9 protein-coding genes are annotated in these 12,696 nt (G+C 46.1%); 7 read left to right on the top strand and 2 right to left on the bottom strand.

Annotation, left to right across the window (positions count from 1 at the left end):
* Positions 1-63: 63 nt before the first annotated feature.
* Together ACQY73_RS05660 and ACQY73_RS05655 are read right to left on the bottom strand one after the other, a co-directional pair.
* A complete protein-coding gene (locus tag ACQY73_RS05660) occupies positions 64-1,431 on the bottom strand; it encodes an HlyD family secretion protein (RefSeq protein ID WP_428662671.1) in 1,368 nt (455 codons plus the stop codon).
* A gap of 27 nt (positions 1,432-1,458) precedes the next feature.
* Positions 1,459-3,645 (bottom strand): peptidase domain-containing ABC transporter, encoded by a 2,187-nt coding sequence (locus ACQY73_RS05655; protein ID WP_428662668.1) that lies wholly within the window; start codon positions 3,643-3,645, stop codon positions 1,459-1,461.
* A 261-nt stretch (positions 3,646-3,906) separates the two neighbouring features.
* Here ACQY73_RS05655 and ACQY73_RS05650 point away from each other — a divergent pair, with 261 nt between their 5' ends.
* The 7 genes from ACQY73_RS05650 to ACQY73_RS05620 all read left to right on the top strand — a co-directional run bounded on the left by ACQY73_RS05650 (position 3,907) and on the right by ACQY73_RS05620 (position 12,673).
* On the top strand, positions 3,907-4,578 hold the full coding sequence (locus ACQY73_RS05650; RefSeq protein WP_428662665.1) for a hypothetical protein: 672 nt from the start codon (positions 3,907-3,909) through the stop codon (positions 4,576-4,578).
* 51 nt (positions 4,579-4,629) lie between these two features.
* Positions 4,630-6,330, top strand: coding sequence for a S8 family serine peptidase (locus ACQY73_RS05645; RefSeq protein ID WP_428662662.1), 1,701 nt, complete (start codon positions 4,630-4,632; stop codon positions 6,328-6,330).
* Positions 6,331-6,389: 59 nt separating this feature from the next.
* Complete coding sequence (locus ACQY73_RS05640) at positions 6,390-7,091, top strand: DsbA family oxidoreductase (RefSeq protein WP_428662660.1); 702 nt, start codon at positions 6,390-6,392, stop codon at positions 7,089-7,091.
* A gap of 114 nt (positions 7,092-7,205) precedes the next feature.
* Positions 7,206-7,727 carry a 30S ribosomal protein S16 gene (locus ACQY73_RS05635; protein ID WP_428662657.1) on the top strand — a complete coding sequence of 174 codons (522 nt, stop codon included), beginning with the start codon at positions 7,206-7,208 and terminating at the stop codon, positions 7,725-7,727.
* A gap of 71 nt (positions 7,728-7,798) precedes the next feature.
* A complete protein-coding gene (gene rimM, locus ACQY73_RS05630) occupies positions 7,799-8,368 on the top strand; it encodes a ribosome maturation factor RimM (RefSeq protein ID WP_428662655.1) in 570 nt (189 codons plus the stop codon).
* 2 nt (positions 8,369-8,370) lie between these two features.
* Positions 8,371-9,045: a tRNA (guanosine(37)-N1)-methyltransferase TrmD gene (gene trmD / locus ACQY73_RS05625; RefSeq protein ID WP_428662652.1), complete on the top strand. Its 675-nt coding sequence runs from the start codon at positions 8,371-8,373 to the stop codon at positions 9,043-9,045.
* Positions 9,046-9,448: 403 nt separating this feature from the next.
* Positions 9,449-12,673, top strand: coding sequence for a hypothetical protein (locus ACQY73_RS05620; RefSeq protein WP_428662649.1), 3,225 nt, complete (start codon positions 9,449-9,451; stop codon positions 12,671-12,673).
* Positions 12,674-12,696: the final 23 nt, after the last annotated feature.

Here is a 12,696-nt window from a genome sequence, read left to right as displayed (position 1 = left end):
TGATGTTGATGATCTTTAGGATAAAATTATGTTTTGAATTCATCAATATCGGCGCTTTGTTGGTTATTTCTTGGCATCTTTTTCTCCTTCGTCCGGTAAAATATCAGAAAGATAATCGGGCGGAAAGCCGTTGAGTTGCCGCCAGATCTCCCACCAGATAGGCACGTCTTTGAGCATCACAAACCCATTAACGCCCGAACCGATGCGAAGTTGGTCAGGCCATTTTTCGTTTTCATTTCCTTCCTGATTAGGCCGAATGAGCAGGCGGTATTGACCGTTTTTACTGTTGACGCGGTCAATGATGGCCACCGAGCCGCCAAAGGTTCCGACGGAAGTGCCCGGCCATCCGGAAAACTGCAAGGCCGGCCAACCGTCAAACTCTAACCGCACGTGGCGCCCGGGCGTGATCAGCGAAAGATCCATGGCTTTGACGTACAATTCCACGGCCAATTCGGGTTGACGCGGTTGAAGGGTAATAATAGACTCGCCTTCTTTGATGGTTTCACCGATACCTGCTTTGAGAGATTTGACTACGTAACCATCCTGAGGGGAGCGGACCACGTATTGATCGCGCCGGATGCGAATATTTTCGTATTTATTTTGAAGCTTCGAAAGCTCTGATTCGCCGTCGGCCACGCTTGATAATGCCGTACTGCGGTCAGAAAATGACTTGGCAATTTCCTTTCGATAGTCGGCTTCCACGGAACTCAGCTCAATGCGTGCGTTGATCAATTCATTGCGTGAAATGCTGAGTTTTTGCGTCTGGGCGATCATTTTGGCTTGGTCTTCCTGAAATTTCAGCCGCCGTGTTTCGGCATCTACCAACGAAATCGTCCCTTCTTTATACATCACTTCGGCGCGGTCAAGGCGTTCTTTGGCGATCTGTAAATTGCGATTGACAGCCACCATATCGGCACTGTCGCTGCGCACTTTCATTTGTGCCTGAATGAGCTTGTTGCGGGCTTTTTCCAGACTGAATTGAAGTCCTTGGCGCAGGGCAGAGATTTGGGTATCAGTAGCTTCAATTTTGGCTTTGTAGGCGGCAATCCCGTCGATTTTGGCCTGTATCTGCTCCTGTGTTCGGGCCAAAACCTGCGGGTCAAAATAGTCATCTTTGATTTCCGTAATCACCAAAATGGTATCTCCCTTTTTGACATAATCTCCTTCTCTGACGTTCCAACGGGCTATCTGCCCGGCCACGGCATTCTGAATATTTTGGGGCCGATCCTGCGGGGTCAGCGCCGTTACGTAGCCTTTTCCGTTGATATTCTGTTGCCACGGCAAAAACATCACCAACAACATAGCAATCACAATGCCTAAGATCCAACGATAAACGATTCTGGCCGTTTTGGGAGAATGGAGGGTATTGAGAGAATTAACTTCTTTTTCTATGGCGGGTATGTTGACCCGTTGCTTTGATAAGTTCAGCATACTGTTTTGGTATGTTAATCAGGCCGTTTAATTTTCAGGTAACGAAAGGTGCTTCAAAACATGTTTATAAGGCCCTTCGGCAATGATCTGCCCTTCATCCATGACAATGACCCGGTCGCAGGCACCCATAAATTCAGGCTCATTGGATAAAACCAACAGCGTCCAGGCATTGGCAGGGTCGGTCAACAGGTCAATGATGCGAAGTCGTTCATTGCGCTCGATTTCGCGGAGGGCATCGGTATAGAGCATCAATTTAGGTTGAGTCAACAAACAACGCGCCAAGGCGATCTTGGTCACAAAACTCAACGAGAATCGGCGCCCTCCCGAAATGACCGGAGTGCTGAGCCCTTCGGGAAGTTGGGCGATCTCGTCCGTTAAATTCAGTCGATCCATCACTTTATGCAATTCTTCCAGGGTAATTCCTCCGCGTCCCATGGTCAGATTTTCGAGGATACTGCCGTCAAAGATCTCCTGATTGGGGAAGTTCATGCTCACGTGCGTTCGCAACACATTCATGTCCAGATCACGCAGGGAGATGCCATTATAAAGTATACTGCCCTCGTAGCCGGTCAGTATGCCCGACAATACTTTAAAGAGTGTATGTTTGCCGGAGCCGTTTTGCCCCGTCACGCAAATGCGCTCGCCCGGTCGTATGTCAAGGTGGATATTTTTAAGCGCCTTTTTGGGCGAATTTTCGTAGGCGTACTGTAAGCCTCCGACTTTGAGGGTCATTCCCTGCTGAGGAGTATTGAATTTAAAACCGCCGTCTTTTTCGAGCGGCAGGTCGCTGACATAACCCAATTTGTCAACGGCTGTAAGCAGATCAAAGACCACATCAATGCTTAAAAAAAGCTTTTCAACCGCTCCCGTCAATAACACAATGACAATCTCAGAAGCCACAAATTGCCCAAGCGATATTTGACGATTGACCAACAGGTACGTTCCTAAGACCAATAATCCGCCAATTACCAATACTTTGAAAATCAAGGCATAATAATAAAATCCCTGCAAAATTTTAAAGTGCTTGGTTCGATACGTGAGGTAATTGGTCACCAGACCATCCATCCGTTGGATGGGCAAATTGGTAGCTCCGGCCGTTTTGAACGAAAACAGGGTACCCGCCATTCCTTCCAGCCAAGCTACCACCCGGTATTTGTACTTAGATTCTTTGATACTGGTTTCCAGACCTTTACGGCCATTGAGACGAACGATCAGAAAGAAGATAAAAAGTACAAAAAAGCTGAAGGCAATAAAGAAAGGGTGATAAAACGACAGTAATAAAAGCCCGAAAATGATCTGAAGTACGGCACCGGTCAGGTCGATCAAAAACTTGGGCAACGATTTTTGGACAGTCAGCACATCGAAGAAGCGGTTCATAAGCTCCGTCGGATTGTCCTGATGTAATCCTTCAAAGTTGAGGCGCGGAACGCGGTAGGTAAACTCAAACGCCGCCTTGGCAAAAATGCGCATTTGGAGGGTTTCTACCAGCGTGACCTGAATGATCTGCATGATGCCGCTCCCCACCAATCCCACAACTACCAATCCCATCAATACGTAAACCGAACTGAAAATGGACCCGCTGGAGACCAAACTGAAAATAGCCTGCACTCCCAACGGCAGAATAAGACTGATAAGCCCCACCACCACGGCATAAAAATAAATGTATCCGATGTCTTTTCGTTCGTTGCGAAGCAACCGCAGGAGCCGTTGCATAGGCGAGAGGACTTCCTGCTCCGCTTGGCGTAATGAACTGTCATCGCTGACCAATGGCTGCATCGGAAACGCGGTGATGTACAGCACCTGCCCATTTTTTGCGGGGTCCGGATGGTCCTTGAAAAGCAACGGGTCTTTAATGGAAATCTGCTCGGTAGGTTCGTAAGTAATAACGGGCGACCAGGCAATTTTTTTGCCCTGAGAATTGCTGCCGCCAATGATGGGCGTGAGCCCAAGCGTCAGTTGCTCAAAATACAGGACCGGGTAAGCTGAACTGTTGACCAAGGCGTCAAATTGTTCCGTCGGGCAATTGTTGATAATGATGGTTAGGTCATTTAGCCGGGCAGCATGACTCAGTTCCTCAATAAAACGATCAATGTCTTTGGCGGTGTACGTACTTTCTTGCTCAACCAGGTCTACTTTATTTTTTTGAGCCACTACCGGTTGACCCGTTGCCAAAACCAGTTGCTCAATTATTTGTTTTATGTAGTGAGAATTCATTGATGGATGAGTGGTAAGAAAAAACAACTATGGTTGCTGATGACGTTTGGATTGGGTGCTTAAATAATTACGTTCTTCTAACTAAGAATCTTTTAGGGTGTATATTTGTTCCGATTTTTTTCAATTCTAATTTAATTCTAATTTAATTCTAATTTTAGAAATTCAGTCGGGAAGTCGTAGCCTTAATATATGCACTATTTATTGAATTTGTTTTTTTTTAGTAATAAAACAACCTCCCTAACCCGGTTGGGGGTTTGCCTGATGCTGATAGGAGGGGCGATAGGCTGTACCGGGCCGGCCTGCGATGATTGTGGAAATCAGCCTTCAGGGGCGGCATTTTTCCCTACTGAAACAGGGCGTTTTGTTGAATATGAGGTAAACGAAGAAGAATATGCATTGGGCGGAAAAGTAACCACTCGTCACTATCAATGGAAAGAAATCATTGCGGAAAGTTATACCGACCCGGAGGGAAAGACCGCGTATCGTATTGCCCGTTTTCGGCGCAACGCAGACGGTCAACGCTGGCAGCCTGATTCGACGATTACCCTGCGATTGTTAGCAGATCACGCCGTGCGCAACGAAAACGGAAAGGAGTACGTAAAGATGATGTTCCCGCCTGCCGATAAAAAGGTTTGGAACGGGAATATTTATAATACTTCAGGAGAAGATAATTATGAACTGACAAACGTAAACAAATCGTATATACTGGCAAAAACAACCTTTGACCGCACCGCAACGGTCATCCAACAGAATGATTCAACGCTCGTCAATCAGGATAAACGTATCGAAATATATGCCGCCGACGTTGGATTGGTATATCGCGAACGTATTCTGTTGCAGTTTTGCTCTTCTACGCCTGCCTGTGTGGGAAAAGCGCAGATCGATTTTGGAACTCGTCAGTATGTACGTTTTAAGAATTCGGGAAAAGAATAGCAGATGGGTTGTCAGTTTTAAAGGAAATACTAAAAGTAATTTGGGTCAGTTATGAAGATGAGTTTACTGCATACTAAGTTTGAGACAGGGAAGTTGAACCTGCGAACGCTGTTTTTTTATGGGCTGATGGCTTGTTGGTTGTTGGTTTCAACGGCGCAGGCGCAACAGGCCAAATACCTCGTGTTATTGAAAGATAAAACAGGAACCACCTATACGGTAGATAAACCCGAAGCCTTCCTGACCCAACGCTCCATTGAGCGGCGTCAACGCCAAAATATTCCCGTAAAAACACGGGATTTACCGGTCACGCCATCGTACGTTACGCAAATTCGGCAAACGGGTGCCAAAATATGGTACACATCAAGGTGGCTCAATGCCGTGTTGGTAGAGGCTACGGCGGCTCAACTTACCGCCATTCGCGCCCTGTCGTTTGTAAGTGGTATTGAATTCAATAAAGCATTGTCCAACGCCCGTTTATCGGCAGAAAATCAATCCAAAACGACCAACAACAAATTTGGGCAGGAGAGTTTGGATTATGGCTCTTCGCAGAATCAAATTGAAATGCTGGGCGCGAATGTCATGCATGATCGCGGTTACAGCGGTGCCGGAAAGTTAGTGGCGATCCTGGACGGTGGCTTTCAAAATTCAAATACCAACCCTGCCCTGAAACCGATTTTCGACACAAAGCGTGTGATCGGTACTTACGACTTTGTAAAAAAAGAAACAAGTGTTTACGAAGATGATTCGCACGGCAACAACGTGTTCAGCATCATGGCAAGTTATTTGCCGGGTTCGCTGATCGGCCCCGCATTCAGTGCCTCATTTCTATTATTACGTTCCGAAGATGCCGCTACAGAAACACGCTTGGAAGAAGCCAATTGGCTGATCGCGGCTGAATATGCCGACAGTTTGGGCGCGGATGTGATCAGTACCTCATTGGGATACAATGAATTTGATAATCCTGCCGATAGCTACACTTATGCCGACATGAACGGCCGTACCACACTCGTGACACGGGCGGCAGATTGGGCGGTAGGTACCGGCATGGTCGTAGTGGCATCGGCAGGAAATGAAGGAAGCAGCGCCTGGAAATACATCGGCGCGCCGGCCGACGGCGATTCTGTGTTGGCGGTCGGGGCGGTCAACAGTTTAAGGGTAGCGGCCTCTTTCAGCTCATTTGGACCATCGGCGGATGGCCGGGTAAAGCCCGATGTAACTGCCCGAGGGCAGGCGACAACGCTTTCCAACCAAAACGGTACGGTCACGACCGGAAACGGAACCTCGTATTCGGCACCGTTGATTGCGGGGTTGGTGACCTCTTTTTGGCAATCTCAACCTCATCTTACTGCCATGCAGGTAGTTGACTGTATTCGTCGGGCCGGCGACCGTTTCAGCGCACCGACACCACTGTACGGATACGGAATTCCGACGTTTGAAAATGCTGTTCAGGTGGCCAAAGACCGATACCCTGTTACAGCTATTCCTGATTGGACAAAACCCGTGGATGTCTTTCTTTATCCCAATCCAATGGGTGTAACTTCAGAAGTAAATATCCATTGGGGTACTTTTTTTGCCGGAAAAAATGTTTATATCCGCCTGATAGATACCGCAGGACGGGTATTGTATCAACAGTTAGCCACTGCCAATGAGGCAACGACAAAGATTACGCTTCCGCCATTGACCAATGGTGGCTATTTCTTAAAATTGAACGATAATCAGGATGAAAGGGTTTTGAAAGTAATTAAACAATAACCGCAATAGGTGATAGAACACGGTGTTTTATCGCTGAATTGAAATTGAACAATTCCCCAATGAAACCACATCTTAAAATAGACATTGTATCTGATGTAGTATGTCCCTGGTGCTATATCGGAAAGCGCCGACTGGAAAAAGCCGTGGCGCAATTGAAAGACGATTACACGTTTGAACTTCGCTATTTACCTTTCCAACTTTCTCCGGATACACCCGTTGAAGGTGAAAACCACAAAGAACGATTGATCGCCAAATTTGGCAGCGAAGAACGTTATGAACAACTTATCCGTCAGGTGTCGGATGTAGCGGCGGGAGAGGGGTTAGATTTTCATTTGGAAAAGCAAATCATGGCGCCCAATACGCATGCATTGCACCGTTTGATCGGTTATGCCTTACAACAGGGCAAACAATTGGAAATGGTAGAAACACTTTTCAAAGCTTATTTTGAAGATGCGTTGGATCTGACCCAAACCGATACGGTGGTGCAACTCGCCGAAAGCATTGGCTTGGAAGGTACAAAAGTGCGTGAAGTTTTGACCACCGATGCAGGCACCGAGCACTTGGATAAGCAGTTGTATCAGAATCGTTTGATGGGCGTAAGCGGAGTGCCGTACTATATCATTAACGATAAATATGCCGTTTCGGGAGCGCAGCCTACGGAATTGTTTTTGGAGGCATTGCCCGAAATTGCGCTCAAAGCACCGATTCAGGCACCGGTTGTTTCCGGCGAATCCTGTGATATTGAGACGGGTGTATGTTGATTATTTCTCTTTTTGTGGAGAATATCTATTTTATTTTTTATAAAAAAACCGTACTTTTGCGGCACGTTTCATCCGAAGGACGTGATCCTTCATAAGTAAACCAATGCAAATACCATGGTAAGAATTCGTTTAGCGCGTCGTGGACGCAAAAAAGCGGCTATGTATGACATCGTTGTAGCCGATGCTAAAGCACCACGTGATGGTCGCTTTATTGAGAAATTGGGTACATACAACCCAACCTCGAATCCAACTAAGATTGTTTTGAACGTAGAAAAAGCGGTAAAATGGCTCCTTAACGGTGCGCAACCTACTGATACTACTCGTTCTATCCTGAGCCACGAAGGTGTATTGATCCGTAAACACTTACAGGTAGGTGTAATCAAAGGTGCCATTACCCAAGAAGTAGCTGACGAACGTTTCGAAGCTTGGAAACAAGAAAAGCTTGGAAGAGTTGAAACCAAAAAAGGTGGTTTGGACAAAAAACAAGCGGATGCTAAATTAGCACAATTGGAAGCTGAGCGTAAAGTAAATGAAGCTCGTGCTGCTGCTATCGCTAAAAAATACGTAGTAGAAGAAGCTCCTGCCGAAGCACCGGCTGCTGAAGAAGCTGCCCCTGCCGAAGAAGCTGCTGAATAATTGTGAAAGCTTTCCTAAATGGTATGAGCCTCTTTTCCAAGGGTTCATACCATTTTTTTTAATTAAAAATTATGCAGTACAACGATTGTTTTCAACTTGGACATATCACCCGTACCCACGGGACGCGGGGGGAAGTCGTCATTTTTCTGGACGTTGATTATCCGGAAGATTACGATGAACTGGACTCGGTATTTGTGGAAATAAAAGGGCAGCTTGTGCCGTATTTTATCAAAAATATCAACGTTCAAAAAGGAAGCAAGGCCATTGTGAAATTTGAGGACATTGAGTCCATTGAAGCGGCTACTCCTTTGATCAACTGTGCGTTGTTTTTACCCGAAGAAAATCTGGACGAACTGGACGAAAGCCAATTCTATTACCATGAAATCATCGGTTTTAAGGTTTTAGATGAAAAATTGGGCGCGCTCGGCACCGTTACAACGGTCTATACGATGTCTACGCAGGATTTGATTGCGATGAATTACCGTGGAAATGAAGTATTGATTCCTGTTAACGATGACATTGTTTTGCGGGTTGACCGTGAACAAAAAATCCTTCACGTTTTATTGCCGGAAGGATTATTGGATGTATATACCGAAGAAACAACCACTCCCGAAGACGGACAAGAAGACGAGCAGGAATAATTATGCGCATTGATATCATCACCTGTTTGCCGCGTTTGCTGGATAGCTTTTTTGCTCATTCCATTTTGAAACGCGCACAAGATGCCAACCACGCACAAGTGCACGTACACGACCTACGTGATTATACATCCAATAAACAACGGCAGGTGGATGATTATGCCTTTGGCGGCGGCGCGGGAATGGTATTGATGATTGAACCGATTGCCAAGTGCATTCGTCAACTACAGTCAGAACGTAATTACGACGAAGTCATTTACATGACTCCCGACGGCCAACGATTTGAACAGAAAACGGCTAATCGGTTGTCGATGGCTGAGAACCTCATCATTTTGTGCGGCCATTATAAAGGAGTGGATGAACGACTCCGTGAACATTTTATTACTAAAGAAATCAGCATTGGCGACTATGTATTGTCGGGCGGAGAACTTGCCGCTTGTGTCATTGCCGATTCTATTATTCGTCTCATTCCCGGTGTGTTGAACGATGAGACCTCTGCTTTAACCGATTCTTTCCAAGACAACCTGCTGGCTCCGCCGGTCTATACTCGCCCTGCCGATTTTGAGGGGTGGAAAGTGCCCGATATTCTTCTTTCAGGCCATGATGCCAAAATTTCAGATTGGCGTTTTCAGCAATCGCTGGAGCGTACACGTACGCGCAGACCTGATTTGCTCGATTGAGGCTGCCATAAAATGGCACGAAATTTGACGCCATAGCTTTTCTTCACTTTTGATTTTACAATCAGTATATTTTGGGCTATAACCTGCTGAATTTGCCTGTTTCGGTTATGTTTATTCCATTTTGGTACAGTTCTTGTCCTAAACGTTTTTGACGGAAAGGGCTATTTTGTTCAAATTGGATAAAATGGAAAAGTAAATTTTCTCAGATTATTTGCCTAAACCTTCCCGGATGAGTGCTAATTACTTTTAGCAAATTTTTCCCTACTCTATTATGCTGTTTTTTTACGATTACCAAAGTAGGCTCAATGCCTTATTGGGCCTGCTTTTCAATTGTGTGTTTAGAAAAGCACCTTTTGATGCAACCTGCATCTCTCTTATCTTCTTGGGCAGTTGCCTATTTTCAATGAAGACAATGGCCCGAGATCCATTGTTATCCGAAGCCCTTCGTGTTGATATTTTTCAGAAAAATGCTGATAATGAACTCAATATAAATGACGAATTAATATACCTGAAAGGTAATTTTGAAGAAACTACAGTTGCTGCAAACACTGTTTCAACACCTAAAACTACCCTTTATAAGACTTTAAAGCTCCCCGGAACAACTACCGAAGAAACCTCTCCCGCATCGTCTTCTATGATGAGCAGTGGACAGAACAAGGCTTCCTCTCCGCTGAAATCCGTTTCCAATGCATGCACAAAACCCAATGCCGGTAAAGACTCGACCATTTGCCGTGCGGTCATTCAATTAGTGGCACCTGCACAAGGCGAAACATGGACCTTTCTTTCATCTAACAATTCAACGACGGCCTCTGTTACCGCCTCCGGACTTGCTTCGGGCCTGAGCGTGACCGGACAATATAAATTTGTATTGAAGCAAACGCAGGATGATGCGTGTAGCGATACTGTTACGATCACAAGAGCTAATTTTATCATTTCTGCCATTTCCGATAAGTCCATTTGTCCGGGCGAAATTCTGACGTTCGGTTATCAGGGACTTTCGGGTGTTACATACCTGTGGAGTACGGGTGTAAGCACTCCTACCGTTACGGTGGCTCCTGTACAGACAACGGATTATACCGTTAAAGTCACTTCTCAATCAACAGGTTGTGTGTCGAACGATACGATCAAGGTAGCAGTGTTACCAAAACCTAATGCCGGAAAAGATACCCTGATCTGCGGGAATTCGGTCAAACTCAATGCGGCGGGTGCCGGCGAAACGTGGTCTTTTCTATCTTTTAATGACCCGAATACGCCCGGCAATACCGCAACGGCAAGCATTGATAATCAGGGAAATGTAAGCGGAATTGCGAAAAATGGTTTTTATCGTTTTGTATTAACAAACGGACAAACCTGCACTGATACCATACGGGTACAAAAAACATCCGTTAGCCTTCCTGACATCACTCTTACCCCCATTTGTCCCGGCGCAGAACTTACTTTCGGTTACACCAATGCCGTTGACTTTACCTATTTGTGGAGTACGGGAGAGACGACCCCGCAGATCAAAGTTTCGCCCGACCAAACGACCGATTATTACGTAACGGTCACTTCTGTGCAGAACAAATGTTCGGTAAAAGACACGGTAACGGTACCGGTAAAATCAACATCCGTGCTGACATTGGTTACTTCCGTTTGCGCTCCCAATAATTTAACGTATGCCACAACCGTCACTGTCACCAACGGAGCGGTCGTTACATCCAACGCCGGAATTGTAACCGGAAGCGGTACTTCCTTTATCGTTACCGTTGGCAGCGATACCACCCAATACACGATCACGGCGACGTTGGCTGGGTGTAAAACAAAATTGACCGTAACCAAGCCCGATTGTACCTGTCCGCAAATAGCAGCTCCAACCGCGACAAGCAGCAGTGTATGCGGAGGCGGCACAGTAGCACTTTCCGGTTCGGGTTGTGCTGCGGGAACGACGGCCAAATGGTACAGTAATCTTGGTTTGACCGCTGAAGTAGGTTCGGGTGCCGGTTTTACAACTCCGACTTTGACCCAAACAACTGATTATTACGTTGCCTGTGTCAGCGATGCCAAACCTGCCTGTAAAAGTTCGGGCGTAAAAGTAACGGCTACTGTCAAACAGGTACCTTCTTTCAGCGCAGTAAGCGCAACATGTAGTGCAGGAAATACAACTTATTCAGTAACAACCAGTTCGACCGGGACCGTAGGTGTGAAAACACCGAATGGCCTCAATGTGACCGGTAGCGGCCCATATATTGTTTCGGGCATTACAGCAGGACAAAATTTGGTGTTGACCGCTACCTTAAACGGTTGCTCGAAAGATACCACCATCACCGCTCCAAGCTGCGTAAGTGATTGTCCCACCATTACTATTACAAAAGCGACCGATACGTTGTGCTCGGGCTATTATGGTGACCCCATCATGGTAAATGTATCGGATACATCCAAGATCGTGCGATTTGTTTATTTCACAACCCCGCAAACAGGCACCGGCATGTATTTGGGAGGAACGCTCATCGAAGAAATAAAACCGTTTAGCTCAACAGTTGGAGTGCCCAACGGCCAGCCGGGATTGCAATTACCTGCCAATACAACCGGCGCTCCCATAAAATATTATGTGTATGCAATCTTTAAAACGCCGCCGACAGGTTCTCCCAACTGCTTCCCTTTTGCGGAAAAAGTGTATACAGTTTTGCCGCTTCCCAAATTTGAATTGGACTCCATTCCGGCCTGTACGGGTGATACCACATATACAGTGAATTTGAAAATAACATCTGCCGGCAATTTTACGGTGTACGTGGCAGGGTCTTTCGCAACCATCGGAAACGGGCCTATTCCGGGAAATGTGAGTCAGACCTTAACAACTATACAGGGCGGAGGGCAGATAACTGCCTTGAAAATCAGCACGACCGGTAATCATTATATCATTGTAAAAGATGCCAATGGATGTGCTTCGGTACTGGCGGCTCCTGTTCCTTCTTTCAAACCGTGTAACGGAGTCTATGATGTGGCATTGAAAAAATCGGTTAGTACTAAAATCCCGAAAGTGGGAGACAACATTACATACACCATTAAAGTATGGAATGAAGGCGATGCCAAAGCGACCAATGTTTCCGTAAAAGATACTTTAAATGCGGGCGTTCAGTATGTAACCTATGCTTCAGCGACAGGAAATTATAATGCTGCAACAAAAATTTGGACCCTTGGCGATTTAGCGCCGGGCGATACCGCCGTACTGCAATTGGTGGTCAAAGTAATTGCTCAGGGGGTATGGTTCAACACAGCCGAAATCTGCGGCATGACCGAAAAAGACCTAGACTCCACTCCCTGCAACGGCGATGAATCAGAAGATGACCTTGACCGTAAATGTATCAGTGTTCCGTTGGAAGTATGTACGGGAGAAGCCATTCAGGTTTCAGTTCCGGGAAGTTATCAGGATGTAAAATGGTATAAAGACGGACAACCGGCGGTAATTGCGGTAGGCAATGTGTTTTTAGCCTCCGAACCGGGAACATACACCTTTACCGCTGCCCAAAATACGTGTCCTGCGCAAGGTTGTTGCCCCATTATCATTTTGGCCGGTACCAACTGCTGTTTACCTGATCTGTGTATTCCGTTTACCGTCCATAAATCCAAAAAAGGCGGTAAATCCCTCTAATACAATTTCTAATTTCCTACTCT

Origin of the sequence: Runella sp., assembly GCF_965279615.1 — a bacterium.
Taxonomy (GTDB): Bacteria; Bacteroidota; Bacteroidia; order Cytophagales; family Spirosomataceae; genus Runella.
The sequence above is the reverse complement of the archived record's forward strand: the minus strand, read 5'-3'. Positions and strand labels throughout refer to the sequence as shown.

Bases quoted from the DNA above. Each gene is read 5' to 3' on its own strand.
- ACQY73_RS05655 (WP_428662668.1), bottom strand. From the start codon at position 3,645: ATGAATTCTCACTACATAAAACAAATAATTGAGCAACTGGTTTTGGCA.
- ACQY73_RS05620 (WP_428662649.1), top strand. From the start codon at position 9,449: ATGAAGACAATGGCCCGAGATCCATTGTTATCCGAAGCCCTTCGTGTT.
- ACQY73_RS05645 (WP_428662662.1), top strand. From the start codon at position 4,630: ATGAAGATGAGTTTACTGCATACTAAGTTTGAGACAGGGAAGTTGAAC.
- ACQY73_RS05650 (WP_428662665.1), top strand. From the start codon at position 3,907: ATGCTGATAGGAGGGGCGATAGGCTGTACCGGGCCGGCCTGCGATGAT.
- ACQY73_RS05660 (WP_428662671.1), bottom strand. From the start codon at position 1,431: ATGCTGAACTTATCAAAGCAACGGGTCAACATACCCGCCATAGAAAAA.
- ACQY73_RS05635 (WP_428662657.1), top strand. From the start codon at position 7,206: ATGGTAAGAATTCGTTTAGCGCGTCGTGGACGCAAAAAAGCGGCTATG.
- ACQY73_RS05640 (WP_428662660.1), top strand. From the start codon at position 6,390: ATGAAACCACATCTTAAAATAGACATTGTATCTGATGTAGTATGTCCC.
- rimM (WP_428662655.1), top strand. From the start codon at position 7,799: ATGCAGTACAACGATTGTTTTCAACTTGGACATATCACCCGTACCCAC.
- trmD (WP_428662652.1), top strand. From the start codon at position 8,371: ATGCGCATTGATATCATCACCTGTTTGCCGCGTTTGCTGGATAGCTTT.